This is a genomic window from Pseudomonas sp. UBA6753, from assembly GCF_002453565.1.
GTDB classification, from domain to species: domain Bacteria; phylum Pseudomonadota; class Gammaproteobacteria; order Pseudomonadales; family Pseudomonadaceae; genus Aquipseudomonas; species Aquipseudomonas putida_Z.
Genome location: NZ_DKHD01000035.1, coordinates 58,042 through 79,065, shown reverse-complemented (window position 1 = coordinate 79,065; position 21,024 = coordinate 58,042). Strand labels below are relative to the sequence as shown.

Here is a 21,024-nt window from a genome sequence, read left to right as displayed (position 1 = left end):
GCCTGCCTCCATTGGTGAATGATCGTTTAGTAAACGAACGCTATGTTATGATCGCCGCCACCGTCAAGCCCGCCTGCAGAGGCAACTGAATGCGCTACACCAACGAACACAAGCAGCAAACCCGCGAGCGGCTGCTGGCCAGCAGCGGCGCGCTGGCCAAACGCGGGGGTTTTTCCAGCACTGGCGTGGCCGGGCTGATGAAGGCGATCGGCCTGACCGGCGGCGCCTTCTACAACCACTTCCCATCCAAGGACGACCTGTTCACCGAGGTAGTGCGGCAGGAACTGTGCAACAGCCCGCTGGCGCGCCTGGCCAACCAGGGCGCCAGCCGCGAACGCCTGGGCCGGTGCCTGCAGCAGTACCTGAGCCTGGCCCACCTGCACAATGCCGAAGGTGGCTGCCCGCTGCCGCCATTGGGGGTGGAGATTGCCCGGGCAGAAGCACCCGTGCGCGCCGTGGCCGAGCATTGGCTGGTGGAGCTGCACCAGGCCTGGAGCGCGACCCTGGAGGACGACGAATTGGCCTGGGTGCTGATCAGCCAGTGCGTCGGCGCCTTGCTGGTCGGGCGCATGCTGGCCACTGAAAGCGTGCAGTCGCAGGTACTGGACGCCAGCCGCAACTTTGTCGAGAAGGCCCTGCATGAAGCGGATTAGTCTACTGCTGGGGCTACTGCTGAGCCTGCCTGCACTGGCCGAACAGGCCTGCCCGCCAGGGCAGTACCAGGTGTGCCTGATGGGGTGTTTCTGTGCGCCCATCGACCCCGGCCAGGCCGGGCAGATTTTCAAGGACGTGGAAGTGCTGGCTTCGTCCAGCCTGACCTACGCCCTGCAGCAGGCCCGCGACGAAGCCACCGCCAGCGGCGTCGAGCCGATCCCGTTGCATATCCGTGCGCAACTCGAACCCTGGTACGACTTTGCCGTGCTGGACGCGGCGCGCTTCCGGGTGGGTGACGAACAACAGATGAGCGCAGCCAATGCGCTGCTGCAGAACCCCGACGTGAACGCCGTGACGCTGATCGACACGATCATCTTCCGCCGCCCCGCCGATGCCGAGGACAACGTGGCGTTGTGGGCACACGAGCTCAAGCATGTGCAGCAGTATCAGCAACTGGGTGTGGAAGAGTTCGCCCGGCGCTACACGCGCAACTACGACGACCTGGAAGCGCCGGCCTACAAGATCGAGGGCGAGGTAAGCAAGGCGCTGCGCGAGCGTGGTTCGGGGCAGGCTAGATAAGCCAGGGGCTGCTTTGCAGCCCTTCGCCGGCAAGCCAGCTCCCACAGGGACTGCACAGGCCTTGAGAGCTGTGCGGTCGAGGTGGGAGCTGGCTTGCCGGCGATAGGGCCCTGTCAGGACGCCGCAGAAACTTCTTCAGCCACCTGCTCACGGCTGGCATAACGCTGCGCCAGCACCGCACAGACCATCAGCTGGATCTGGTGGAACAGCATCAGCGGCAGGATCATCGCGCCAATGCCACTGCCGACGAACAACACCTGCGCCATTGGCACCCCGGTAGCCAGGCTCTTCTTCGAGCCGGCGAACAGGATGGTAATGCGGTCCTCCAGGTCAAAGCCCAGCAGCTTGCCGAGCAGCCGGGTACCGTACAGCACCACTGCCAGCAAAATCCCGCACACGGCAAACAACCCGGCCAGGTGCTGCGGCGATACCGTGTGCCACAGCCCGGTGACCACCGCCTCGCTGAACGCGGTGTAAACCACCAGCAGGATCGAGCCCTGGTCCACCACCTTGAGCCAACGCGCATTGCGCTTGACCCACGCACCGATCCAGCGCCGGGCGACCTGCCCGGCCACGAACGGCACCAGCAGCTGCAGGGTGATCTTCAGCACCGCATCCAGGCCGGAACCGGTATCGCCGCTGGCCCCCAGCAACATCATCACCAGCAACGGCGTGAGGAAGATACCCAGCAGGCTGGATGCCGCCGCGCTGCAAATGGCCGCCGGCACGTTGCCACGCGCCAGCGAGGTGAAGGCGATGGCCGACTGCACGGTGGCCGGTAAGGCACACAGGTAGAGCACGCCCAGGTACAGCTCGTTGCCCACCAGCGGCACGAACAGTGGCTTGAACGCCAGGCCCAGCAACGGGAACAGCACGAAGGTGCAGGAGAACACCAGCAAGTGCAGGCGCCAGTGCCCGGCACCGGCGATGATCGCCTCGCGCGACAGCTTGGCGCCGTGCAGGAAGAACAGCAGGCCGATGGCCAGGTTGGTCAGCCAACCAAAGTACACCGCGCCGTCGCCCGAGCAAGGCAGCACGGTGGCAATCAGCACCACCCCGAGCAAGGCCAGGGTGAAATTGTCGAATAACATGCGCAAATACTTCATCACAGTTTCCGTCTTGTCATTGTGCAAGGGCAGACGATAAGGTCTTCGGTTTTTCGCCGCTAACGCCGGAACCCCCACCGGTGTCGCTCAACGGACACGCTCCAGCACAGGACCCGCTCATGCCCCTCTCCCGCCTGGCTGCACTTGCAGCCGCCATCACGCTCACCCTGGGCTACAGTGCCGCCCAGGCCGACGACCAGTTGCAGGCCAAGGTCGACCAGATCATCCGCCCGCTGATGCAGGAGCAAGGCATCACCGGCATGGCCGTGGCCATCTATGCTCGCAACCACGCGCACTACTTCAGCTATGGCGTGGCCAGCAAGGCCGACAATGTGCCGGTCAGCCGCGACACGCTGTTCGAGATCGGCTCCCTGAGCAAGACCTACACCGCCACTTTGGCCGCACTGGCCAGCGCCGAAGGCAAGCTGGACCTCGATGCCCCGGCCAAGCGCTATCACCCGGCCCTCGCCGGCGCCCCCATCGGCGACGCAAGCGTGCTGGAGCTGGGCGCCTACAGTGCCGACTGCCTGCCATTGCAGTTCCCGGATGCGGTGCAGACGCCGCAGCAGGTGGTCGATTTCTTCCGGCACTGGCAACCCCGCGCCAAACCTGGCACCCAGCGCTGCTACTCGAACCCCAGCCTGGGCCTGTTCGGTGACCTGGCCGCCCGCGCGCAGCATCAGCCGTTTTCCACGCTGATGAGCGAGGGCCTGCTGAAACAGATGGGCCTGGAAAACACCTATCTGCAGGTCCCGGCCAGCGCCCAAGGGTTGTATGCCCAGGGCTACGACAGTGCCGACAAGCCGGTGCGTGTCGGCCCCGGCCCTTACGCCGACGAAGCCTACGGCATCAAGACCAGCGCCAGCGACCTGCTGCGCTATGTGCGCCTGCACATGCAGCCGGAGGGGCTGCCACCGGCGCTGGCGCAAGCCACGGCCATCACCCAGCGGGGCTACTTCCAGGTCGGCGCCATGACCCAGGGCCTGGGCTGGGAGCGTTACCCCTACCCGGTCACGCTGGGCACACTGGTCGATGGCAACGGCCCGCAGCTTATCCGGGAACCGCAGGCAACCACGCGCTTGCATCCAGCCCTGCCGCCGCTGCCGGCAGCCTGGTACAACAAGACCGGCTCGACCAATGGTTTCGGCGCCTACGCCGCGTTCGTGCCCGCCGAACAGCTGGCCGTGGTGTTGCTGGCCAACCGAAATTACCCGAACGAAGCCCGGGTGCGCGCGGCCTTCGACATTCTGTCCGGGCTTTAGTGCGGGCAGCGATTGTCGAACAAAACGACACGATGTAGTGGCTAAAAATATTCACTACAAAATGGTTGACGCCGTTCATCGCCCTTGGGCATGATGAAGCCGTCTCCCCGATCGGGAGCGGTGGCAAGGGTGTTCCAGACGGCCTGCGCGGTAACGCAGGCCGTCCGTGGAGAGGGAAACTGTCCAAAAGGCAGCGTGAGAAAGCCCCTGTTGCGATGCTGCTGTAGCAGCCTTGGTAGTGCGCTACACCGTGGTAGCGCCAACTGTGAAAAATCACCTACGAATGGGTAATGGGGGCTTTATGATGAACTTGAACAACAATCCGACTATCGACCAATTGGCCCAGCTGTTCGCCGTACGCAAGGACAGCCTTGACGACCATCTGCTGTGGGTCAGCCAGACCGGTGAAGTGCGCCTCGACCGCCTGCCACCGAACACCGTCGAAGATGAATTCGAAGAGCACCTGCCCAGCATGCGTGCCCGCTTCAAGGTCTACCGCCGTGGCCAAGGCTACGTCGGCAAGAAGGCCGCCGCCGACACCGAGTTCGTTGGCCGCGTCCTGCAGACCCTGCAACAAGAATGGCCCGCTGCCCGTGAGCAGCAGGCAGTCAAGGTGATCGAACCGCTCAACTGAGGGTTCCCACCCTTACCTGAGCCCGGCCCGCATAGGCCGGGCTTTTTCATGCCTGGCGCCGCTGGCTGCGGGGCGCTGGCAGCGGCAAGGCGCCGGTTGCCATCGCCCGGGCACGGTCGACACCCCACACCAGGGCGCGGGTCATGGTCTCGCCTGGCCGTGCGGGGTAATACTCCTCCAGCAATGCTCGCCCATCCCCGGCATACAGCCCCAGGAACAGCTGGGTCGCCCCCAGGCGCGACAAGCGCACCTGCACGTCCAGCGTGGTGCCGTCACTGAGTGCTTCGTCGTGGCAGCGGCTGTGCAACTGGGCGTCGGCCCATTGCCAATAGGTCTCTTCCCTGACTCGCATGAGCATTCAATCCTCCGTTGCTGGAATGCCGCGCAAGAAAACCACAGCCTTGGCCATCCTGCGAGCGCTACCCGGCAATGCCATGAGGCGGATCAAGAAATGGCAATAAAAACCCCGCCATTCGGCGGGGTTGTGCTGGAGCGGGATCACTTCTTCAGCGGAACCCGCGGCATGAAGCGGCCTTTTTTGCTGCGCTGCAGGTGTGCAGGCTGGAGCTGTTCGGAATCATCCAGCGTCATGTGGGCGAAGCCCAGGCGGAATGCCGCCTGGCCGCAACGCACCTGGCTGTTGATGGGGAACGCGTCGTTCAGGTCTTCGAAAAAGGATTCGCTCATGCCCTGTCTCCCTCCAGTGGCGGACGCGTCGGCAACCAGAACAGTTGCTCCACCAAACGCGACCTGTGAAAGTGAGACTAGCTGGTCATTTGCGGACCGCCCGGACCGAGGCCCTGGACCCGACCAGCGGCAGACGCTCTACTTCAGGCGCACCGCTGTGCCGGTAGCAAATACCACGACCATGCCGCCCTGTACCGACGGCATGCTGATCTCGAAATCCACCCCCACTACCGCATCGGCTTGCAACTGGCGTGCCCGCGCCTTCAGTTCTTCGGTGGCCTGTTCCCGGGCTTCGCGCAGTGCGCTTTCCAGGGTTTGCGAACGGCCACCGAAGAAGTCGCGAAAACGTGCAAAGAAATCGCGCACGAAGTTGATGCCCTGCACCGATTCGGAGCTGACCACGCCCAGGTATTCGGCAATCGGGCGGCCTTCGAGCTGGCTGGTGGTGGAAATGATCATGGGGTGCACTCCATTGGCCTGGCAAAAGAGGCCGATTCTAACAGAGCGCAAATCCCCCCGCAGATATGCCGTCATTGTGGGAGCGGGCGTGCCCCGCGAAGCAGGCAACACGGTGGTTGGCACGGGCTTCGCCCGTGTTCGCGGGCACGCCCGCTCCCACAGGGCTTGCGATTTTCAGTCGGGCAGTGGTTGAAGGATCAACTACGCGCTGACCGCGCGCAGCCGTTGGCCAATGCGGGCGCCGAACACGTTCACCAGCAACCCTGCCATCACCAGCAATGCGCCCCAGCCCTGGGTCGCGGTCAAACGCTCGCCCAGCAACAACGCCGACGAACTCAGGCCAATCACTGGCACCAGCAGCGAGAACGGCGCCACCTTGCCGGCCGGGTGGCGCGACAGCAGCTTGCTCCACAGGCTGTAGCCGAGCATGGTGGCGACAAACGCCAGGTAAGCCAGGGCCAACACCGAACTCCAGCTGATATTGGCAAGGGCATGGCCAATACGCTCCGGCCCCTCCAGCCACCAGGACAATGCCAGGAACGGCAGTGGCGGAATCAACCCGCCCCAGATCACCAGCGCCACCAGGTCAACCGAGCCAAAGCGCCGGGTAATGATGTTGCCCATGCCCCACATGGCGCCGGCACACAGGGTCAGCACCAGCGCCAGCATCGGTACATGGCCGCCGTCTTCGCTGCCGATAAGCGCCAGGCCGCTGGCGGCCACCAGCAGCCCCAGCACGCTGGCCAGGCGCAGCCGCTCGCCAAGGAACAGCGCGGCAAAGCCGAGGGTGAAGAACGCTTGCGACTGCAGGATCAGCGAGGCCAGCCCTGGCGGCATGCCGCTGTACATGGCCTGGAACAGAAAAGCGAACTGGCCCAACGAAATGGTCGCACCATAGGCGATCAGCCAGCGCCAGGGCAGCTTGGGGCGCTTGACCAGCAGGATCGCCGGGAACGCCACCAGCAAGAAGCGCAATGCCCCCAGCAACATCGGCGGCAACCCATCGAGGCCAACCTTGATGACCACGAAGTTGACTCCCCAGGCAACAATCACCACCAGGGCGATGAGCAGGTCCTTGAGCGGCATTGCGACATCCTTCTTCAAGCTTTCTAGACATATTTCGTTACAGCATAAGGCTATTCCTTCGACAGGGACCAGCACAGTTGCAACCCATCATTGCGCAACAGCATGACTGTTTCACTCGCAAGAGATGACTTGACCGCACTTGTATATACATGCTCATATCATGCGAGGTCATCCGCCTTGCGTCCCGCCGATGACTGACTCGCTTACACAAAAACAATGAAGCGGAGCCACTGAATGTCCAGCAAACCCGTACTCGAGCGGCGCTCGATCGACTACATACCCGAGACTGAACGCCATGGACGCGTGTACAGTCAGTTCACCCTGTGGCTCGGAGCCAACTTGCAGATCACGGCAATCGTGACCGGCGCCCTGGCCGTGGTGCTCGGTGGCGACGTGTTCTGGTCGCTGATCGGCCTGCTGCTCGGTCAATTGATCGGCGGCGCGGTCATGGCCCTTCATGCCGCTCAAGGTCCTCGTCTGGGGTTGCCGCAGATGATTTCCAGCCGCGTGCAGTTCGGGGTCTACGGCGCGGCCATACCGATGGTGCTGGTATGCCTGATGTACCTGGGCTTCACCGCCACCGGCACGGTGCTCTCCGGACAGGCGATCGGCCAATTGCTCGACGTCAGCGACAGCACTGGCATCCTGATTTTCGCCAGCATAATCGTGCTCGCCACCCTGGCCGGATACCGGGTGATCCACTGGATCGGCCGAGTCGCCAGCGTGCTGGGCATCATTGCCTTCGTCTACCTGTTCAGTCGCATCATGATGCTGGCCGACATCGGGCAGTTACTCGACAACCGCCACTTCAGTTGGGCATCGTTCCTGCTCGCCGTATCACTGGCTGCGTCCTGGCAGATCGCCTTCGGCCCCTATGTAGCCGACTACTCGCGCTATCTGCCAAGCAGTACATCGCCAGTGAGGACCTTCCTCGCCGCAGGCCTGGGCTCGGTGATTGGCGCCCAGGCATCAATGATCCTCGGGGTGTTCGCCGCCGCCATCGCCGGTGCCCAGTTCTCCGGTCACGAAGTGGCCTACATTGTCGGCCTGGGTGGCGCCGGTAGCACCGCAGCGCTGCTGTATTTCTGCATCGCCTTTGGCAAGGTGACCATCTCGACGCTGAACTCTTATGGCAGCTTCATGTGCATTGCAACCATCATCAGCGGCTTCCGCGGCCACCTGGCGATCAGCCGTGCGCAACGCCTGCTGTTCGTACTGGGCATCGTCGGCGCCGCCACTCTGGTGGCCTTGCTTGGCCAGCATTCGTTTCTCAGTGCGTTCAAGTCGTTCATCCTGTTCCTGCTGACGTTCTTCGTGCCATGGAGCGCGGTCAACCTGGTCGACTACTACTTCATCACCAAGGAGCGTTACGACATCCCCGCCCTCGCCGACCCGCAAGGCCGATACGGCCGCTGGAACTGGCCTGGAATCATCGTCTACACCGTGGGCGTGCTGATACAGATGCCGTTCATCGACACCAAACTGTACACAGGGCCGCTGGTCGCGCACCTGGGCGGTGTGGATATCTCGTGGCTGATCGGCCTGGTAGTGCCGAGCGTGCTGTACTACTGGGTGGCGCGGCGTCGGGCGCAAGAGGCACCGCCAGCGATGATCGTGCCTGACGCACACTGAGCCCTCTCGCCATCAACGTAGAAATTCTTGCCCTCGCGCCGCAAACGCGATGCGAGGGCAAGACGGCTTTCACCGCGAGCGCGCCAATGTCAACGACGATAGTCCGGCGCGACTCGCTCCAGCATCCGCAACAACGCCGCCCACGCCAGCTGCAGCGCATCCGGATCCGCCAGCTCGCCCTGCTTCAACCCCCGCCCCGGATCATTGAACTGCCGCTCGGTATGCCTACACACTTCGGCGGGCGGTAACATCACCTGCCCGGCACTCTGTGCCGCCAACTGGATCTCGCACGCCTTCTCCAGGTAGTACATGCGCAGGAACGCTTCGGCCACGCTGCGCCCGGTGGTCAGCAGGCCATGGTTACGCAGGATCATCACCGGCTTGTCGCCCAGGTCGGCTACCAGCCTTCGCTGCTCATCCATGTCCAGCGCAATCCCTTCATAGGCGTGGTACGCCACCTTGCCATAAAACTCCATGGACATCTGGTTGAGCGGCAGCAGCCCACATTCCAGCGCCGCCACCGCACAACCTGCCCGGGTGTGGGTGTGCAGCACACAACGGGCATTCTCGCGGGCAGCATGGATGGCGCTGTGGATGACGAAACCGGCCGGGTTGACCGGGTGCGGCGTCGCTTCCACTGGCCGGCCTTGCAGGTCGATCTTCACCAGGCTGGAGGCCGTGATCTCATCGAACAGCAAGCCGTACGGGTTGATCAGGAAGTGGTGCTCCGGCCCCGGCAGGCGCAGGGAAATATGGGTGAATATCAGGTCGCTCATGCGGAAATGGGCGATCAGCCGATAGCAGGCGGCCAGCTCCTGGCGCAGGCTTTGTTCCGTTGCGGTCATCATTGTTATTCCTTTGCAGAACGCTATTTGCTGGCCCACGCATTGAAGCGCTGTTCCAGCTCTTCGCCATGGTCGACCCAGAATTCCACATTCATCGCCAACGCCCCCTGCAGGTTCTGCGGCGAAGTAGGCACCCAACTGGCCAGGGACGGGTCGAGCTTCGCTGCCGCCTGGGTGTTGGTCGGCCCATAGGGGATCTGCTGCACATAACGCACCTGGGTGTCCGGCTGGTTGGCGTAGGCAATCAGCCGCTTGGCCTGGTCGACATGCCGCGAGCCCTTGATGATCGCCCAGTAATCCATGCCATACAGGCTGCCAGGCCAGACCACTGCCAGCGGGCTGCCCTGCTGGGCCGCCACGGCGATGCGCCCGCTGTAGGTCGAGGTCATCACCACGTCACCCGCCGCCAGCCACTGGGCAGGCTGGGCCCCGGCGTCCCACCACTGGATATGCGGCTTGAGTTCGCTGAGTTTGGCAAAGGCACGCTCGACCCCGGCCGGAGTGGCCAGTACCTTGTAGACATCCTCGACCTTGACCCCGTCGGCCATCAGGGCGAACTCCAGGTTGTACACCGCACGCTTGCGCAGACCGCGCTTGCCCGGGTACTTGCTAACGTCCCAGAAGTCGGCCCACGACGCAGGCGCCTGGGCCAGCTTGCTGCGGTCATAGGCAATGGCCACGCTCCATACCAGCGCGGCCGAGCCGCAGGCTTGTGCCGCATCGGCAATCAGTTCACCCGCATGGCCCATGCGCTGCCAGTCCAGCTGCTCATAAATGCCCTCGTCGCAGCCACGCATCAGGTCAGGCCCTTCGATCTGCACCACGTCCCAGTCGACATTGCCGGTGTCGGCCATTACCTGGATCCGTGCCATTTCGCCGTTGTACTCGCTCTGGATCAGCTTGCTGCCATCCTGGGCACTGAACGGTTTGAAGATCGCCTCGTCCTGGGCTTTCTGGCCGGCACCACCATAGCCGACCACGACCATCTGCGGTGCCGCTTGCGCACTGCCCAGGCCCATGGCCAGCAACGCTGCGCAAAGGCTGCTTACACGTGGGAATACCTGCATCGTAGTTGCCTCCTGCCGGTGCCCGAGGGGCCCGTTTTCTTGTTGTTGTGAGGTCACGCCCTCGCCATGAGGGTGAGAAAAACCTAGTCGTCGACCAGTAAAAAAACAAGTTGATTTTTAACTGACGCTACACTTTCATACAAAAACAAGAACAACACCGCACCGGAGCCGCCTGTATGCAGACCGCCTTCCCTCACCTGTTCGAAGCCTTGCAGATCCGCGGCAAACGCTTGAAGAACCGCATCATGTCCACCGGCCACGACACCTGCCTGCCCACCGACAACCTGGTCAACGACAAGCTCATCGCCTACCAGCGCGCCCGCGCCGCCGGTGGCGTCGGCCTGATCGTGCTGCAGGTGGCCGGGGTGCATGACAGCGCCCGCTACACCTCGCATGTGCTGATGGCCACCGACGATGCCTGCATCGACGGCTATCGCCAGCTTGCCGAGGCCTGCCATGAGCATGGCACCGTGGTGCTGTCGCAACTGTTCCACCCCGGGCGGGAGATCATGGAGTCGGCGGACGGCTTGCTGGCGGTGGCCTACTCGGCGTCCGCGGTGCCCAATGAACGCTTCCGGGTGATGCCGCGCGCGCTGGACCAGGCAATGATCGACGAGATCGTCCAGGGCTATGCCAGCGCTGCCCGCCGCCTGCACCAGGCCGGGCTGGATGGCGTTGAAGTGGTGGCCAGCCATGGCTACCTGCCTGCGCAGTTCCTCAACCCGCGGGTGAACCAGCGCACGGATGGCTACAACGGTGAGCTCGAGCAGCGCCTGCGGTTCCTGCGCGAAGTGCTGGCCGCCGTACGCGCGGCCACCGACGAGCAGTTCATCATCGGCCTGCGCATCAGTGCCGACGAGCGCGACAGCCAGGGGCTGAGCGAGGACGAATCGCTGGCTGCAGCGGTTGCCTTGCAGGGCCAGCTCGACTACCTGCACATCGTTGCCGGCACGTCGGCCTCCCTGGGCGGCGCCGTGCATATCGTGCCGCCGATGGCCATTCAACCGGCCTACCTGGCCCGGGAGGCCGGCACCTTCAAGCAGCACCTGGGCATCCCGCTGTTCGTCACCGGGCGTATCAACCAGCCCCAGGAAGCCGAACTGATCCTGGCCCGTGGCCAGGCCGATGTCTGCGGCATGACCCGTGCGCTGATCTGTGACCCGCAGATGCCGAACAAGACCGAGCAGGGCCAGGTCGAGGACGTACGTGCCTGTATCGCCTGCAACCAGGCTTGCATCGGGCACTTCCACCGCGGCCTGCCCATTTCCTGCATCCAGCGACCGGAGACCGGCCGCGAGTTGCAGTACGGGCAATTGACCCCCACCACCCACCCCAAGCGCATCCTCGTGGCCGGTGGCGGGCCTGCCGGCATGAAAGCCGCCGCCGTGGCCGCTGCGCGCGGTCATCAGGTCACGCTGTACGAGGCTGGCCCGCAGCTCGGTGGCCAGGTGCTGCTGGCCCAGTTGCTGCCACGGCGCAGCGAGTTCGGTGGCGCCAGCACCAACCTGCAGCGGGAAATGGCCCTGGCGGGCGTGGAAGTGGTGCGCAATACCCGGGTCGACCGCGCACTGGTCGAACGAGAACGCCCCGACCTGGTGATCGCGGCCACCGGTGCCACCCCCTACTGGCCGGCCTTCGAGCGCACCGGTGAGCTACAGGTGGTGGATGCCTGGCAAATACTGCGCAATGAAGTAAAACCGGGGCGCTCGGTGCTGGTGATCGACTGGCGCTGCGACTGGATCGGCCCAGGCATCGCCGAACGCCTGGTACGCGAGGGCCACCAGGTGCAACTGGCGGTCAATGGCACCCATTGCGGCGAAAGCCTGCCGCTGTACGTGCGCGACCAACTGGCCGGCGAGCTGCATCGCCTGGGTATTCCCGTCACACCATATGCCCGCCTGTATGGCAGCGACGACAACACGGTGTACCTGCAGCACACCGCCAGCGGCGAACCGATGATCTTCGAAGGTATCGACACCCTGGTACTGTGCCTGGGCCATCAACCGGAAGACCGCCTGGCCACGGAGCTGGCCGGCCTGGTCGAGGTGCGCCGCATTGGCGACTGCCTGGCGCCGCGTACCGCCGAAGAAGCGATTCACGATGGCCTGACGGTTGCCTGGGCGCTCTGAGACTGTACATACTGCGGCTTTTCACGATGGACCGACGTACATGAGCCAACTCCCCCAGCCCCCCGCCAGCGAAGCCGGGGGCGCCGCGCCGCAGTTTCTCGGCAGCCGCATTCGCGGCCTGCGCAAACGCCGTGGCATGACCCTGGCGGAGCTGGCCACGCACAGTGAACTGACCGCTGGCTACATCAGCCAGCTGGAGCGCAACCTCTCCTATCCATCGATTCCGGCGCTGTTCAACATCGCCCGCAGCCTGGGGGTGACCATCCAGTGGTTCTTCGCCAGCGAAGCCACCACTGCACCCGAGGACCAGGGCTATGTGGTACGGCGCAACAGCCGCCTGAGCGTGCATTACGAAGATGGCATCGTCGATCAACTGCTCACGCCCCAGCCCAACCGCCAGCTGGAAATCCTGCATTCGCGATTCCCTCCGGGCAGCTACAGCCAGCAGAGCTACAGCCACGACGGTGAAGAGGCCGGCTACATCCTCAGCGGCAGCTTCGAGCTGTGGGTGGGCGAGCGGCATTTCCAGCTGGGTGAAGGGGACAGTTTCAGCTTCTCGAGCCAGGAACCGCACCGCTATGGCAACCCCGGCGAGGTGGATGCCGTGGTGATCTGGGTGATCACGCCGCCAACATTCTGAAGCATGCTCGCTCCCCAACATCCAGCAACAGGGTCTACCTTGTTACCCGAACTTCAGAGGAGCACAACCATGAAGCAGATCCTGATCATTGGCGCGGGCTTTGCCGGCCTGTGGAGCGCGCTCAGCGCCGTCCGCCAGCTTGACCTCCATGGCCGCAAGGATGTCGAGGTCACCTTGCTTGCACCCCAGGCCGAGCTGCATGTGCGCCCGCGCTTCTACGAGCCCGACGTCCATGCCATGGCCGCGCCGTTGCAAGAGCTTTTCGATGCCGTCAACGTCCGCTTCGTGCAGGGCACGGCCTTCCACATCGATGAAGCGGCCCGCCGCGTCAGCTACCGCACCCGCAGCGGTACCCAGTGCGCCCTGCCCTACGACCGCCTGATCATGGCCTGCGGCAGCGTGCTCAACCGGCCCGACATGGTTGGCATCGAGCATGTGTTCGATGTCGACAAGCTCGACAGCGCCGCGCGCCTGGAAACCCACCTGAAGTCTCTGGCAAGCCTGCCCGACACTCCGGCGCGCAATACCGTGGTGGTGGCCGGCGGTGGCTTTACCGGCATCGAGACCGCCACCGAACTGCCGGCCCGCCTGCGCGAAATCCTCGGGGAGGACACGGCGTTGCGCGTGGTGGTGGTCGACCGTGGGGCGAGGATTGGCGCGGCCCTGGGTGACGGCATCCGCCCCGCCATCGAGCAGGCCTCCGAGGCCCTGGGCGTGGAGTGGATCTGTGGCGCCACGGTAGCCTCGGTCGACCCTGCCGGCGTGCTGCTGGACAACGGCCAGCGCATCGACGCCAGCACAGTGATCTGGACCGTGGGCTTCAAGGCCAACCCGCTCACCGAGCAGATCAGTGGCGAGCGCGACCGCCAGGGCCGCTTGCATGTCGATGGCAATCTCAAGGTGAAAGGCAATGATGCCGTGTACGCGGCAGGTGATGTGGCCTATGCCGCCTGCGACGAGCTTGGCAATTACGCGGTGATGTCCTGCCAGCATGCGATTCCGCTGGGGCGTCATGCGGGCAACAATGCGGCGGCCGAGCTGATTGGCGTGGCACCGAAGACCTACAGCCAGCCCAAGTACGTGACCTGCCTGGACCTTGGGGCCTGGGGGGCGGTGTATACAGAAGGGTGGGAACGCACGGTGTCGCCACCGGAAGACAAGGCCGAGGCCAAGGTGTTGAAGGCGCAGATCAATACCGTGTGGATCTACCCGCCAGCGGCCGAACGTGCTGCAGCGCTGGCAGCGGCTGATCCGGGTATTCCAGTGGCCTGAGGTTGATTGTGGGAGCGGCCTTGTGTCGCGAAAGGGCCGCACAGCGGCCCCAGGATGTCAGCGTTTACACCGAGATCTCTGGGGCCGCTTTGCGGCCCTTTCGCGACACAAGGCCGCTCCCACAGAGTTCGCGCAAGCCTTTGAAGCTTGCGCAAGACAGCAGGATCAGGCAGCAGCAAACAGCTCGTTGGCAATCTGCGCCTGGGCAGCATCGATCGCCTGGCTGCGGTGCTCAGGGCCATAGGCCAGACCATGGGCGCGGACGATTTCCAGGTCGGTGACACCAATGAAGCCCAGGAACACCTTGAGGAAGTCCTCATGCCCGGCGCCAGTCGGCTGGCCAGCGTGCAGGCCACCGGCGGTGGACACCAGCACTACCTTCTTGTTGCCGCACAGGCCTTCCGGGCCGGCTTCGGTGTAGCGGAAAGTCTTGCCGGCGACGGCAACGCGGTCAATCCAGGCCTTGAGCTGGGTCGGCACGGTGAAGTTGTACATCGGCGCACCAATCACCACGGCATCGGCAGCCAGGAACTCTTCCAGGGTTTCCGCGCTCAGCTTGGCTTCGAAGGCCTGGGCTGCGTCGCGCATGTCTTCCGGGGTGCCAGCCGCTACCAGGGTAGCCGCGGAGAAGTGGGCGATGGCGTCAGCGGCCAGGTCGCGGTACACCACTTCCACGCTCGGGTCGGCGGCTTTCCAGGCTTCGACCACTTCGCGGCTCAGTTGGCGGGAGGCGGAATTGTCGCCCAGGATGCTCGAATCGATATGCAACAGTTTCATGGGACTCTCCTGTGAATGAAGACCGCGACGTTGGGCGATCACGATGGGGAGAATCCTACCGACATCAACAATAGCTGATAAGGCAGCAAAAATGCGTTAGTTTGTCCTACAGGTGGAACAGTGAGACATTCCCATGCAAGACCTCAACGACCTCTTCTACTTCGCCCGCGTGGTCGAAGCCGGCGGTTTCGCCGCAGCCGGCCGCCAGCTGGGCATCCCCAAGTCGCGCCTGTCGCGGCGTATCGCCGAGCTTGAAGAACGCCTGGGCACGCGCCTGCTGCAACGCACTACAAGGCAACTGAAGCTCACCGCGGTGGGCGAGCGCTACCTGCACCACTGCCAGGCCATGCTGCTGGAAGCCGAAGCCGCCGACGAGGCCGTGGCCAGCATGAGCAGCGAACCGCGCGGGCGCTTGCGGGTGTCCTGCCCGGTGGCATTGGCCCACGCCTTTCTGCCGGATGTGATCAGCCGCTTTCTCGCGCAGTACCCGCTGGTGCAACTGGACATGGTGCTGCTCAACCGCCGGGTCGACCTGATTTCCGAAGGTATCGACGTGGCCCTGCGCGTACGCGACCTGGGCGATGAAGACCCGGCACTGGTCACCCGCCGCCTGCGCCAGGCGCAGATGCAGCTGGTTGCAGCGCCCGGTTTCGCCGACCACATCCGCGAACCGGGCCAACTGGCATCATTGCCGGTGCTGGGCGCTGCCGAGGCGGACCGGCTGGTACACTTCCGCCTGTTCGGCCCCCATGGCAAACAGCAGGAAATCGCCCTGGAACCGCGCCTCGCCATCGATGATTTCGTAGTACGTAATGCTGCTGTACGGGCAGGCCTCGGGTTTACCGCGCTGCCCAGCATGTTCTGTGAAGAAGAACTGGCGCGCGGCGAACTGGTGCGCCTGCTGCCGGACTGGTCGCTGCCGGGTGGCTACCTGCAGGCGGTGTACCCGCACCGGCGCGGCTTGCTGCCTGCGGTACGGGTATGGATCGACCACCTGGCGGCGTCGTTCGAGGCCTGTGGAGAAAAGTATGTCTGAGCGGAACATGAGCGAAGCCCAGGTGGCAGCGTTCTGCCTGAGCCTGCCGGGTGCGCGGGAAGACTACAAATGGGGTGGCATCCGGGTGTTCTCGGTGGCCGGCAACAAGATGTTCGCGGTGCTCGACCTGGCGGGTGCGGGGTTGTCGTTCAAGGTGGCCGACGAACTGTTTCTCGGCTATTGCGATCGCCCGGGGGTGCGGCCTGCGCCGTACCTGGCGCGGGCGCGGTGGATCAGCATGGCATCGCCCTACCCCATGGGGCGTGAGGAGCTGTGTGATCTGTTGCAGCGCTCGCACCAGCTGGTGGTGCGGCGGTTGCCAAAGCGGTTGCAGGTGGGGTTGGTAATCTAGCTAGCCTGTGCCGGCCTCTTCGCGGGCTTGCCCGCTCCCACAGGGTTCTCACTGCCCTCAAGACCAGTGGAATACCTGTGGGAGCGGGCAAGCCCGCGAAGAGGCCAGCACAGTCAAACATCAACTGAAAGGCAGATACCGCCCACCAAGAAAAAGCCAGTCCGCCCAGAACACCTGGTGCACCAGCACAATTCCCCAGAACACCAGCTGATACGACACCTTGCGCGTCTTGTGCCGATACAGCTGCTGTGCCAGCAGTGCCCCCGGCCAGCCGCCCAGCAGCTCACTGGCATGCAGCACCTTCTCGGGCGTACGCCAGGCCTGGGTACGCGCCTGCTGTTTGTCCTGCCAATACAGCAACAGGCTGATCAGGCTCATTGCCGGGTACAGCGCCAGTGGCCACCAGGCCTGGTCGACCCAGGCCATGCGCGCCGCGCCCAGGCCCGGCAGCAGGCACAGCAGGCCCAACAGCAGCAGCTTCAGGCGCACATTACGTACGCCCTCCCCCCTTTGCCCCCGCGCTGCCTCAGCCATGAGCCGTCGCCCAGTCAACCCAGCCGAACTGCCAGGTCGCCAGGATCAGCAGGCCAAAGGCAATGCGGTACCAGGCGAACACCGCGTAGCTGTGGTTGGCAATGAACTTGAGCAAGCCACGCACGGCAATCATGGCAAAGATGAACGAGGTCACGAAGCCGATGGCAAATACCGGCAGGTCGCCGGGCTGGAACAGGTCGCGGTACTTGTAGCCCGAATACACCGCCGCACCGACCATGGTCGGCATCGCCAGGAAGAACGAGAACTCGGTCGCCGCCTTGCGCGACAGGCCGAACAGCAGGCCACCGATAATGGTCGAGCCGGAGCGCGAAGTGCCCGGGATCATCGCCAGGCACTGGATGAAGCCGATCTTCAGCGCGTGGCTCCAGCGCATGTCGTCCACGTGGTCCACCTCCACACGGTGCTCGCGGCGCTCGGCCCAGAGCATGATCACCCCGCCCACCACCAGCGCAGCCGCCACGGTGATCGGGTTGAACAGGTATTCGTGAATCAGGTCGGCGAACAGCACGCCCAGCACCACTGCCGGCAGGAACGCCAGCAACAGGTTACCGGTGAAACGCCGCGCCGTGGGCTGGCTGGTCAGGCCGAAGACCACGTCGAAGATCTTGCCGCGAAACTCCCACACCACCGCCAGGATCGCCGCCAGCTGAATGATGATGTTGAAAGCCATGGCCCGTTCGCCACCAAACCCGATCAGGTCGGCGACGATGATCTGGTGGCCGGTACTGGAGATCGGCAGAAACTCCGTCAGCCCTTCGACCACGCCTAAGATGATTGCCTGGAAGGCAGTCCAAAAATCCATCGTTCCCCCGATGGAGCGCTGCTCGTGCAGGCCCCTTGTTCTTGATTTGCTTGAAGTTGCCGCACGCGGCCCGGCTGTTTTACAGCGACTGTTGGGCGCAATGCCAGTAGAAAAGTTCACGCCGCCTAAAGGTTTCATCTTGCGCGGCCGAAATCCTGACAGAGCGCCTTTGCAATCGCCTTGTACAAACTGCTGCAGACTATTGGATGGATAGCACTTAGCCATTAGTCGAGTGGGGGCGTGGCGCAAAGCATGCTTGGATGCGCCTGAATAAAAAGAACAATGCGGGAGCTGTGGTATGAAAACCCTGAGATCGATGTCTATCAGCCGCCGTCTGTGGCTGATCCTTTTGGTGGCGGTGGCCATGCTGGTGGTATTGGGCCTGCTGATGCTGCGCCAGATCCACGGTGACCTGTACCAGGCCAAAGCGGAAAAGACCCGCCACGTGGTACAGACCGCAGCCGGTGTGCTGGCCTATTACCAAGGCCTGGAAGCAGCCGGCACACTCAGCCGCGAAGCGGCCCAGCAACAGGCGCTGCAAGTGGTACGCGCGCTGCGCTACGACCAGAACGACTACTTCTGGATCAACGACCTGGGGCCGAAGATGATCATGCATCCGGCCAACCCCAAGCTCGACGGCCAGGACCTGTCGGCCATCCGCGACCCCGACGGCTTTGCCGTGTTCAACGAGATGGTCGCCCTGGCCCGGCAGCAGGACGCCGGGCCGGTCAACTACCGCTGGCCCAAGCCCGGTGCCAGCGAGCCGGTGGCCAAGACGTCCTACATCCAGCTGTTCAAGCCCTGGGGCTGGATCATCGGCTCAGGCGTGTATGTCGACGACGTGCAGGCCGAATTCGCCCGCCAGTTGCGCGACGCCTCGCTGGTGGGCGTGGCCATTGCCCTGCTGATGGCGCTGGTGGTCATGCTGATTGCCCGCAGCATCGCCCGCCCGTTGCAGGAAGCGGTGCAGGCCATGGGCAACATCGCCAGCGGCGAAAGCGACCTGACCCGGCGCCTGGACACTCACGGCCGTGACGAAATCACCCACCTGGGCGAACACTTCAACCGCTTCAACGGCAAGCTGCAAGGGGTGGTCGGCCAGTTGCAAGGGGCGGCCCATGCCCTGGCCCGGTCCGCCGGGCATGTCGGCGACAATGCCGGTGCCGCGCAACAGCACAGCGCCCAGCAATCGCTGCAGATGGACCAGGTGGCCACTGCGGTCAACGAAGTGACCTACGCCGTGCAGGACGTGGCCAAGACCGCCGAACAGGCCGCTGGCGAAATGCGCACCGCGCAACAGCAGGTAGCACACGGCCAGGAAGCCATTCACGGCAGCCTGGCGCAGATCGACCGGCTGTCGCTGACCATCGACCAGGCCGTGCAGGTGATCCGCGACCTGGCCGGGCACAGTACGCGCATCGGTGGTGTGCTGGACGTGATCCGCTCCATCGCCGAACAGACCAACCTGCTGGCGCTGAACGCAGCCATCGAGGCGGCGCGGGCCGGCGAGCAAGGCCGTGGCTTTGCCGTGGTCGCCGATGAGGTGCGCCTGCTGGCCCAGCGCACGGCGCAGTCGACGGCCGAGATCCATACCATGATCGAGCACCTGCAAAGCCAGTCGGACGCTGCGGTCAAGGCCATCGACACCAGCAGCGAGGCCTCACGCCAGACCGTCGAGCAGGCCCGCGAGGCCGGTGCCAGCCTGGATGCCATCAACCAGTCGCTGAACAACCTCACTGCGTTGAATGCTTCCATTGCCAGCGCCACCTTGCAACAGTCGCACGTGGTCGAAGAGATCAACCGCAACGTGCTGGATACTGCCGGGTTGTCCCAGCAGACCGCCGATGCGGCGAGGCAGTCCAGCGATGCCGGGATGGCGCTGGGGCAGCTGAGCGAAGAGCTGGAGCAGTTGTTGCGGCAGTTCCGGGTATAAGACCAGCCCCTGTGGGAGATGGCCGAGCCCTTTGGGCTGCGCTGTCGCCTAGATAACTGAAATTGCAAGCAATCCGCGTACCCTGTGGGAGCGGCTTTAGCCGCGAAGAATCCAACGCGGTGCATGGCACCGGCTGCGCCGGTGTTCGCGGCTAAAGCCGCTCCCACANNGCGGCTTTAGCCGCGAAGAATCCAGCGCGGTGCTTGGCACCGGCTGCGCCGGTGTTCGCGGCTAAAGCCGCTCCCACAGGATCCCTGCTGACTCAAAGCTATGTGCAGTCCTATGGGAGTGGCCTCAAAGGCCCCAACGCCCTACACCTTCGCCGGCCGACCCGCTACAATCGCGCCCCTCCCCCGCAGTCTCCAAGGATCGCCGATGTCCGGCCTTGAACTCATCGCCGCCGTCCTCGGCGTCACCGCTGTCTGGCTCACGGTCAAGCAGAACGCCTGGTGCTGGCCGATCGGCCTGGTCATGGTGCTGATCTATGGCTGGCTGTTCTACGAGGTGAAGCTGTACTCGGGCATGCTGCTGCAAGTGGCCTATGCCATCCTGCAGGTCTACGGCTGGTGGCAATGGAAGCGCCCGGGCCATGCTGAAGACGCCCGCCAGGTCACCCGCCTGCAGCGCCCGGCATTGCTCGCCGGCCTGGCCGGCGGGGTGCTGCTGAGTGCCGCCCTGGGCGCGGCGATGGCCACCTGGACCGACGCCGCCCTGCCCTGGCTGGACGCTACCCTGACCGGCTTCAGCCTGGTGGCACAACTGTGGATGGCGCAGAAGCGCCTGCAGTGCTGGCCGCTGTGGGTGGTGGTAGACATCATCTACGTGGGCCAGTACCTGCACCAGCAGCTGTACTTCACCGCAGGCTTCTTCGCCGTGCTCACCCTGATTGCCGTGCGCGGCTGGCTGGAATGGCGCCGTGACCCGGCGTTGGTGCAGCCATGAGCGCGGCACAATCCATGAAAGTAGTGGTGCTGTGCGGCCCGGAATCCAGCGGCAAGAGCTGGCTCAGCGGGGTGATCCAGGCGCATTTCGGCGGCGTGGTGGTGGCCGAATACGTGCGCCACTTCATCGACCAGGAATGCCGCGACACCTGCTATGCCGACATCCCTGCCATCGCCCGCGGCCAGCTGGCCTGGGAAGACCACGCCCGCGAGCAGGCACCGCCGCTGCTGATTCTCGACACTCATCTGCTCAGCAACATGCTCTGGAGCCACGCCCTGTTCGGCGACTGCCCGGCCTGGCTGGAGCAGGCGCTGCTGGCACGGCATTACCACCTGCACCTGCTGCTGAGCCCGCAAGGGGTGGATTGGGTTGCCGATGGCCAGCGCAGCCAGCCCGAACTGCGCGACCGCCAGCGCTTTTTCGATGACAGCCTGCACTGGCTGCAACGGCATGACCAGGCGTACAAAATAATTGAGGGCAATTGGCCACAACGCCAGTTGCTGGCACTGCAAACAGTGGCTACGCTCATTGGTAGCGATGCGCCATCCTGCCCCACCGAGTGTTAATCTACCGAC

General features: G+C 64.1%; 23 protein-coding genes and 1 pseudogene. 14 read left to right on the top strand and 10 right to left on the bottom strand.

What is annotated here, in order from left to right:
* Positions 1-89: 89 nt before the first annotated feature.
* The gene (locus B2790_RS14840; RefSeq protein ID WP_286919087.1) at positions 90-653 is read left to right on the top strand and encodes a TetR/AcrR family transcriptional regulator; all 564 of its coding nucleotides are present in this window, start codon (positions 90-92) and stop codon (positions 651-653) included.
* Entirely contained in the window at positions 640-1,233 is a 594-nt protein-coding gene (locus B2790_RS14835) for a DUF4157 domain-containing protein (protein ID WP_085616665.1), read from the top strand. The genes B2790_RS14840 and B2790_RS14835 overlap by 14 nt, the downstream gene beginning before the upstream one ends.
* A gap of 113 nt (positions 1,234-1,346) precedes the next feature.
* On the opposite strand, the gene B2790_RS14830 is transcribed toward B2790_RS14835, so the two are convergent.
* Positions 1,347-2,339, bottom strand: coding sequence for a bile acid:sodium symporter family protein (locus B2790_RS14830; protein WP_286919086.1), 993 nt, complete (start codon positions 2,337-2,339; stop codon positions 1,347-1,349).
* A 119-nt stretch (positions 2,340-2,458) separates the two neighbouring features.
* Here B2790_RS14830 and ampC point away from each other — a divergent pair, with 119 nt between their 5' ends.
* Both ampC and B2790_RS14820 read left to right on the top strand, forming a co-directional pair.
* On the top strand, positions 2,459-3,601 hold the full coding sequence (gene ampC, locus B2790_RS14825; RefSeq protein WP_085663680.1) for a class C beta-lactamase: 1,143 nt from the start codon (positions 2,459-2,461) through the stop codon (positions 3,599-3,601).
* Between the two features lie 301 nt (positions 3,602-3,902).
* Positions 3,903-4,235, top strand: a complete 333-nt coding sequence (locus B2790_RS14820; protein ID WP_003253895.1) for a hypothetical protein — start codon at positions 3,903-3,905, stop codon at positions 4,233-4,235.
* A gap of 46 nt (positions 4,236-4,281) precedes the next feature.
* Here B2790_RS14820 and B2790_RS14815 read toward each other — a convergent pair whose 3' ends face one another.
* The 4 genes from B2790_RS14815 to B2790_RS14800 form a co-directional block, all read right to left on the bottom strand.
* Positions 4,282-4,593, bottom strand: coding sequence for a hypothetical protein (locus B2790_RS14815; RefSeq protein ID WP_025339398.1), 312 nt, complete (start codon positions 4,591-4,593; stop codon positions 4,282-4,284).
* A 140-nt stretch (positions 4,594-4,733) separates the two neighbouring features.
* Complete coding sequence (locus tag B2790_RS14810; protein WP_003253897.1) at positions 4,734-4,922, bottom strand: hypothetical protein; 189 nt, start codon at positions 4,920-4,922, stop codon at positions 4,734-4,736.
* A 138-nt stretch (positions 4,923-5,060) separates the two neighbouring features.
* Positions 5,061-5,381: a YbjQ family protein gene (locus tag B2790_RS14805; protein WP_003258990.1), complete on the bottom strand. Its 321-nt coding sequence runs from the start codon at positions 5,379-5,381 to the stop codon at positions 5,061-5,063.
* 201 nt (positions 5,382-5,582) lie between these two features.
* On the bottom strand, positions 5,583-6,467 hold the full coding sequence (locus tag B2790_RS14800; protein ID WP_025339399.1) for an EamA family transporter: 885 nt from the start codon (positions 6,465-6,467) through the stop codon (positions 5,583-5,585).
* 234 nt (positions 6,468-6,701) lie between these two features.
* Between B2790_RS14800 and B2790_RS14795 the strand changes: the two genes are divergently transcribed.
* A complete protein-coding gene (locus B2790_RS14795; protein ID WP_286919085.1) occupies positions 6,702-8,099 on the top strand; it encodes a purine-cytosine permease family protein in 1,398 nt (465 codons plus the stop codon).
* Positions 8,100-8,188: 89 nt separating this feature from the next.
* Here B2790_RS14795 and B2790_RS14790 read toward each other — a convergent pair whose 3' ends face one another.
* Entirely contained in the window at positions 8,189-8,944 is a 756-nt protein-coding gene (locus B2790_RS14790) for a class II aldolase/adducin family protein (RefSeq protein ID WP_286919170.1), read from the bottom strand.
* A gap of 23 nt (positions 8,945-8,967) precedes the next feature.
* On the bottom strand, positions 8,968-10,011 hold the full coding sequence (locus tag B2790_RS14785; RefSeq protein ID WP_286919084.1) for an ABC transporter substrate-binding protein: 1,044 nt from the start codon (positions 10,009-10,011) through the stop codon (positions 8,968-8,970).
* Between the two features lie 176 nt (positions 10,012-10,187).
* Between B2790_RS14785 and B2790_RS14780 the strand changes: the two genes are divergently transcribed.
* The 3 genes from B2790_RS14780 (at position 10,188) to B2790_RS14770 (ending at position 14,052) form a co-directional block, all read left to right on the top strand.
* Positions 10,188-12,140, top strand: a complete 1,953-nt coding sequence (locus B2790_RS14780; protein ID WP_286919083.1) for an FAD-dependent oxidoreductase — start codon at positions 10,188-10,190, stop codon at positions 12,138-12,140.
* A 40-nt stretch (positions 12,141-12,180) separates the two neighbouring features.
* Positions 12,181-12,780, top strand: a complete 600-nt coding sequence (locus B2790_RS14775; protein ID WP_025339404.1) for a helix-turn-helix domain-containing protein — start codon at positions 12,181-12,183, stop codon at positions 12,778-12,780.
* A 69-nt stretch (positions 12,781-12,849) separates the two neighbouring features.
* Entirely contained in the window at positions 12,850-14,052 is a 1,203-nt protein-coding gene (locus tag B2790_RS14770; RefSeq protein ID WP_286919082.1) for an NAD(P)/FAD-dependent oxidoreductase, read from the top strand.
* A 165-nt stretch (positions 14,053-14,217) separates the two neighbouring features.
* Here B2790_RS14770 and B2790_RS14765 read toward each other — a convergent pair whose 3' ends face one another.
* Positions 14,218-14,829, bottom strand: a complete 612-nt coding sequence (locus B2790_RS14765; RefSeq protein ID WP_049277030.1) for an FMN-dependent NADH-azoreductase — start codon at positions 14,827-14,829, stop codon at positions 14,218-14,220.
* Between the two features lie 133 nt (positions 14,830-14,962).
* On the opposite strand from B2790_RS14765, the gene B2790_RS14760 reads away from it, so the two are divergent.
* Positions 14,963-15,865, top strand: a complete 903-nt coding sequence (locus B2790_RS14760; RefSeq protein ID WP_013972466.1) for a LysR substrate-binding domain-containing protein — start codon at positions 14,963-14,965, stop codon at positions 15,863-15,865.
* Positions 15,858-16,217, top strand: coding sequence for an MmcQ/YjbR family DNA-binding protein (locus tag B2790_RS14755; RefSeq protein WP_043935581.1), 360 nt, complete (start codon positions 15,858-15,860; stop codon positions 16,215-16,217). The genes B2790_RS14760 and B2790_RS14755 overlap by 8 nt, the downstream gene beginning before the upstream one ends.
* A 120-nt stretch (positions 16,218-16,337) precedes the next feature.
* Here B2790_RS14755 and B2790_RS14750 read toward each other — a convergent pair whose 3' ends face one another.
* Together B2790_RS14750 and B2790_RS14745 are read right to left on the bottom strand one after the other, a co-directional pair.
* Entirely contained in the window at positions 16,338-16,751 is a 414-nt protein-coding gene (locus B2790_RS14750) for a DUF1294 domain-containing protein (RefSeq protein WP_025339409.1), read from the bottom strand.
* Positions 16,744-17,574, bottom strand: coding sequence for an undecaprenyl-diphosphate phosphatase (locus B2790_RS14745; protein WP_025339410.1), 831 nt, complete (start codon positions 17,572-17,574; stop codon positions 16,744-16,746). Before B2790_RS14745 ends, B2790_RS14750 begins: the two co-directional genes overlap by 8 nt.
* 298 nt (positions 17,575-17,872) lie before the next feature.
* Here B2790_RS14745 and mcpP point away from each other — a divergent pair.
* From mcpP to B2790_RS14730, 4 genes and pseudogenes are all read left to right on the top strand, one after another.
* Positions 17,873-18,634, top strand: a pseudogene (gene mcpP, locus B2790_RS25030) (methyl-accepting chemotaxis protein McpP); the annotation flags it as partial.
* Between the two features lie 138 nt (positions 18,635-18,772).
* Positions 18,773-19,507 carry a methyl-accepting chemotaxis protein gene (locus B2790_RS25025; protein WP_410902999.1) on the top strand — a complete coding sequence of 245 codons (735 nt, stop codon included), beginning with the start codon at positions 18,773-18,775 and terminating at the stop codon, positions 19,505-19,507.
* 375 nt (positions 19,508-19,882) lie between these two features.
* Positions 19,883-20,449, top strand: a complete 567-nt coding sequence (pnuC, locus tag B2790_RS14735) for a nicotinamide riboside transporter PnuC (protein ID WP_025339412.1) — start codon at positions 19,883-19,885, stop codon at positions 20,447-20,449.
* Positions 20,446-21,015 (top strand): AAA family ATPase, encoded by a 570-nt coding sequence (locus B2790_RS14730; RefSeq protein ID WP_137164173.1) that lies wholly within the window; start codon positions 20,446-20,448, stop codon positions 21,013-21,015. Before pnuC ends, B2790_RS14730 begins: the two co-directional genes overlap by 4 nt.
* Positions 21,016-21,024: the final 9 nt, after the last annotated feature.

What these genes read in the sequence shown, in the direction of transcription:
- B2790_RS14840 (WP_286919087.1), top strand. Translation starts at nt 90, where the DNA reads ATGCGCTACACCAACGAACACAAGCAGCAAACCCGCGAGCGGCTGCTG.
- B2790_RS14835 (WP_085616665.1), top strand. Translation starts at nt 640, where the DNA reads ATGAAGCGGATTAGTCTACTGCTGGGGCTACTGCTGAGCCTGCCTGCA.
- B2790_RS14830 (WP_286919086.1), bottom strand. Translation starts at nt 2,339, where the DNA reads ATGAAGTATTTGCGCATGTTATTCGACAATTTCACCCTGGCCTTGCTC.
- ampC (WP_085663680.1), top strand. Translation starts at nt 2,459, where the DNA reads ATGCCCCTCTCCCGCCTGGCTGCACTTGCAGCCGCCATCACGCTCACC.
- B2790_RS14820 (WP_003253895.1), top strand. Translation starts at nt 3,903, where the DNA reads ATGATGAACTTGAACAACAATCCGACTATCGACCAATTGGCCCAGCTG.
- B2790_RS14815 (WP_025339398.1), bottom strand. Translation starts at nt 4,593, where the DNA reads ATGCTCATGCGAGTCAGGGAAGAGACCTATTGGCAATGGGCCGACGCC.
- B2790_RS14810 (WP_003253897.1), bottom strand. Translation starts at nt 4,922, where the DNA reads ATGAGCGAATCCTTTTTCGAAGACCTGAACGACGCGTTCCCCATCAAC.
- B2790_RS14805 (WP_003258990.1), bottom strand. Translation starts at nt 5,381, where the DNA reads ATGATCATTTCCACCACCAGCCAGCTCGAAGGCCGCCCGATTGCCGAA.
- B2790_RS14800 (WP_025339399.1), bottom strand. Translation starts at nt 6,467, where the DNA reads ATGCCGCTCAAGGACCTGCTCATCGCCCTGGTGGTGATTGTTGCCTGG.
- B2790_RS14795 (WP_286919085.1), top strand. Translation starts at nt 6,702, where the DNA reads ATGTCCAGCAAACCCGTACTCGAGCGGCGCTCGATCGACTACATACCC.
- B2790_RS14790 (WP_286919170.1), bottom strand. Translation starts at nt 8,944, where the DNA reads ATGACCGCAACGGAACAAAGCCTGCGCCAGGAGCTGGCCGCCTGCTAT.
- B2790_RS14785 (WP_286919084.1), bottom strand. Translation starts at nt 10,011, where the DNA reads ATGCAGGTATTCCCACGTGTAAGCAGCCTTTGCGCAGCGTTGCTGGCC.
- B2790_RS14780 (WP_286919083.1), top strand. Translation starts at nt 10,188, where the DNA reads ATGCAGACCGCCTTCCCTCACCTGTTCGAAGCCTTGCAGATCCGCGGC.
- B2790_RS14775 (WP_025339404.1), top strand. Translation starts at nt 12,181, where the DNA reads ATGAGCCAACTCCCCCAGCCCCCCGCCAGCGAAGCCGGGGGCGCCGCG.
- B2790_RS14770 (WP_286919082.1), top strand. Translation starts at nt 12,850, where the DNA reads ATGAAGCAGATCCTGATCATTGGCGCGGGCTTTGCCGGCCTGTGGAGC.
- B2790_RS14765 (WP_049277030.1), bottom strand. Translation starts at nt 14,829, where the DNA reads ATGAAACTGTTGCATATCGATTCGAGCATCCTGGGCGACAATTCCGCC.
- B2790_RS14760 (WP_013972466.1), top strand. Translation starts at nt 14,963, where the DNA reads ATGCAAGACCTCAACGACCTCTTCTACTTCGCCCGCGTGGTCGAAGCC.
- B2790_RS14755 (WP_043935581.1), top strand. Translation starts at nt 15,858, where the DNA reads ATGTCTGAGCGGAACATGAGCGAAGCCCAGGTGGCAGCGTTCTGCCTG.
- B2790_RS14750 (WP_025339409.1), bottom strand. Translation starts at nt 16,751, where the DNA reads ATGGCTGAGGCAGCGCGGGGGCAAAGGGGGGAGGGCGTACGTAATGTG.
- B2790_RS14745 (WP_025339410.1), bottom strand. Translation starts at nt 17,574, where the DNA reads ATGGATTTTTGGACTGCCTTCCAGGCAATCATCTTAGGCGTGGTCGAA.
- B2790_RS25025 (WP_410902999.1), top strand. Translation starts at nt 18,773, where the DNA reads ATGGACCAGGTGGCCACTGCGGTCAACGAAGTGACCTACGCCGTGCAG.
- pnuC (WP_025339412.1), top strand. Translation starts at nt 19,883, where the DNA reads ATGTCCGGCCTTGAACTCATCGCCGCCGTCCTCGGCGTCACCGCTGTC.
- B2790_RS14730 (WP_137164173.1), top strand. Translation starts at nt 20,446, where the DNA reads ATGAGCGCGGCACAATCCATGAAAGTAGTGGTGCTGTGCGGCCCGGAA.